The sequence below is a fragment of the Saccharomonospora halophila 8 genome, from assembly GCF_000383775.1.
Classification (GTDB): domain Bacteria; phylum Actinomycetota; class Actinomycetes; order Mycobacteriales; family Pseudonocardiaceae; genus Saccharomonospora; species Saccharomonospora halophila.
On the sequence record NZ_KB912573.1, the window covers coordinates 27,235 to 29,712 of the forward strand.

The 2,478-nt window shown below is 72.6% G+C and carries 4 protein-coding genes; 2 read left to right on the plus strand and 2 right to left on the minus strand.

What is annotated here, in order from left to right; all coding sequences use genetic code 11:
- Positions 1–380 precede the first annotated feature (380 nt).
- Positions 381–908 carry a DUF7144 family membrane protein gene (locus SACHA_RS0116540; RefSeq protein ID WP_019811545.1) on the plus strand — a complete coding sequence of 176 codons (528 nt, stop codon included), beginning with the start codon at positions 381–383 and terminating at the stop codon, positions 906–908.
- 47 nt (positions 909–955) lie between these two features.
- Here SACHA_RS0116540 and SACHA_RS0116545 read toward each other — a convergent pair whose 3' ends face one another.
- On the minus strand, positions 956–1,579 hold the full coding sequence (locus SACHA_RS0116545) for an ImmA/IrrE family metallo-endopeptidase (RefSeq protein ID WP_019811547.1): 624 nt from the start codon (positions 1,577–1,579) through the stop codon (positions 956–958).
- Between the two features lies 1 nt (position 1,580).
- Positions 1,581–1,946, minus strand: coding sequence for a helix-turn-helix domain-containing protein (locus tag SACHA_RS0116550; protein WP_028663268.1), 366 nt, complete (start codon positions 1,944–1,946; stop codon positions 1,581–1,583).
- Positions 1,947–2,056: 110 nt separating this feature from the next.
- On the opposite strand from SACHA_RS0116550, the gene SACHA_RS0116555 reads away from it, so the two are divergent.
- Positions 2,057–2,329 carry a DUF2188 domain-containing protein gene (locus SACHA_RS0116555; protein ID WP_019811551.1) on the plus strand — a complete coding sequence of 91 codons (273 nt, stop codon included), beginning with the start codon at positions 2,057–2,059 and terminating at the stop codon, positions 2,327–2,329.
- Positions 2,330–2,478 lie beyond the last annotated feature (149 nt).

A 2,478-nucleotide genomic window follows, 5' to 3' on the forward strand; every position in this document is an offset into this window, starting at 1 on the left:
CCACCCGGCCCGGCGCCCCGAGGGGCCGTCCGTGCCGGGTTCCCGCATGAGGTCGCCCCGCCCGGGCCCGATGTCCACCGGCACCCACCTTCCCGACGCCGTGTGCGTCGTCGCGGTGCGACACGTCGCGGTGCCGACGCGCGACCGCCCTGGTGGCTCGCCTTTCCTGCTCGCCCTTCCTGACCGTGACGGTAGGTGGTGCGGCAGAGGTCGCACCACGGACGAAAGACCCCGGCCGGGACGGCCGAGGGGCCGGACGTGCCGCCGGTGGTCCCGGATCCCGTCGGCACGGGGCCGATTCATCCGCCACGCATGATGTGCGGGTGGGGGTGGCGTCCGATCGTGGAGGTGCCATCCGTGATGTCGTCGAAGGGACCGTCATGAGTGAGACGTCGCAGAACCCCCAGGCACAGCAGACCGAGCGGGTCGGCACCCAACGCGTCCCGCCGCAGACCCGCGGTCCGGACACCGAGGCCGTCCGCGCCCGGACGGAGGGTCCCTCCGCAGTGCAGCCCGGTGGTCAGGTCTTCGGCGGGCCCGCAGGCATCATGTTCGCCTCGTCGGTGCTGGGGCTGATCGGGGCCTTCCAGTTGATCGTGGGACTGACCACGGTCCTGAACAGCGCGTTCTACGCGGTCAGCGAGAGCAGCCTCGCGCTGAACCTGGACTACGTGATCTGGGGCTGGGTGCACCTCGGGATCGGTGCGCTGGCCGTGGCCACCGCGCTCGCCCTGTTCACCGGACAGACCTGGGCACGGGTCGCGGGGATCGCCATCGCCTCGATCAGCGCGATCGTGAGCATGGGATTCATCCCCGCGTTCCCCGTGTGGGCGCTGACGATCATCGCCGTCGACGTGGTGGCCATCTACGCCATCGCCGTGCACGGCAGGAGGTCCGAGACGAGTTGACCGGGACGGGTCGCCGGGCATCTCCGGCGACCCGGTCCGGCGCACGCTCACTCGCCGTGGGCCGGTGTCGGGGAGCGGTACCGGAAACCCGGTGGCCGCTTGGCACGGGTGCGGCAGGCGATGCGGCGGGCGCCGGTGACGTTCATCCGCCACCGGGCGAGGCGCTCGCTCACCCGGTAGTGCCGGGCGACCGAGGCGTCCGTCCAGTCGCGGAACGCCGCCGCGCGGGCCGCGTCGCACGGCACCAACAGTTCCCCGGACAGTTCCGTGGCCTCCTGCTCGACCGACGTGGACGACGTCGGCCGTGGGCCGGGTCGGCACCCGGTGCCGTCGGTGACCAGCACACCGAACTCGTGTTCCAGCAGTACGTGCGCCATCTCGTGGGCGACCGTGGACCGGCGGCGGGTGTCGTCGTGGACGTGGTTCTCCACGATCACCGTGGCCGTGCCGGTGGACAGCAGGGCGCCGGAGAAGGAGGACGCGGCGGTCCCGGTGAAGTGCCGCACGGCGTCGGCGGGCAGCCACGGTGCGCTCAGGTCGAACACCGGGATGCCGTAGAGGTCCGCGAGGGCGTACGGGTCGAGCGGCGCGAACGCGTCCACCCCCAGCTCCGCCCGCACGTCGAGCGCGAGCCGTCGCGCGGTCGCCTTGAAACCGTGCCGCAGGGCCACCTCACTCCTCCCGCCGGTCCGCCTTGATCCGCCGCATGGTGGCGCCGAGGATGTCCAGCAGGTAGTCCTTGTCCGCCTCGGTGAGGTCGTCCCGGGCGCGCAGCAGCAACGCGAGCTGCGTCTCGAGACTGACGGTCGTGTCCCGGTGTCCACCGGGCTCCACCATGAACTCCTCGGCGGGGGTGCCGAGCCACTGCACCAGTGCGATGAACCCGTCGAGGTCGGGGCGCTGCCCGTTGCCCATCCGGCTCAGCAGGGACGGGCTCACCCCCGCCCGCTCGGCGAGCTGCCGCCACGAGATGCCCTGTGCCCTGCGCTGGGCGTCCAGGGCGTCGTAGAGGCGACGCGCGTCCATCCGGCCTTCCATCTCCCCGCCTTCCGTCCGTTCCGCTTTCACTATCACAGGGGTGTGTCGTTGCTGCCACACTCCTTGCGGTACCGATACGCTGTTGCGGAACTGCGACAAAGGAGGGGGCGATGGCGACGCGGTACTCGGTGGTGTTCCGGTTCTCCCCGGACTCGCTGACCTGGCTCGTCCGGCGGGAAGGCGCGGTGCTGTCCCGGTGGTGCCGCAAACGCGACGCGGTGGCCGAGGCGGCCCGGCTGGCCCGGACGGAGGCGCCCAGCACGCTCGCCATCGGTGGGATGGACGGCGACGACCCCGGCGGGTCCGGTACCCACCGCCTGCGCCGGTACGACCGGCCGGGAGGGCGCGACCTCGGACGCGCGGACGGGACACGGGCGCAGTAGCGTGGGCCACGATGAAGCGCTTACTGGTGGGTGCGATGTGCGCCGCTCTGCTGGGGACCGCCTGCGGCGGGCCCGACGATGATCAGTCCGCCCCGCCGGAGGGTACGGCGACCGGGCCCGCGGGCACCGGCTCGCCGACCGCCCCGCCC

Excerpts from the sequence above, each read along its gene's own strand:
- SACHA_RS0116540 (WP_019811545.1), top strand. The coding sequence starts at position 381 with ATGAGTGAGACGTCGCAGAACCCCCAGGCACAGCAGACCGAGCGGGTC.
- SACHA_RS0116550 (WP_028663268.1), bottom strand. The coding sequence starts at position 1,946 with ATGGAAGGCCGGATGGACGCGCGTCGCCTCTACGACGCCCTGGACGCC.
- SACHA_RS0116555 (WP_019811551.1), top strand. The coding sequence starts at position 2,057 with ATGGCGACGCGGTACTCGGTGGTGTTCCGGTTCTCCCCGGACTCGCTG.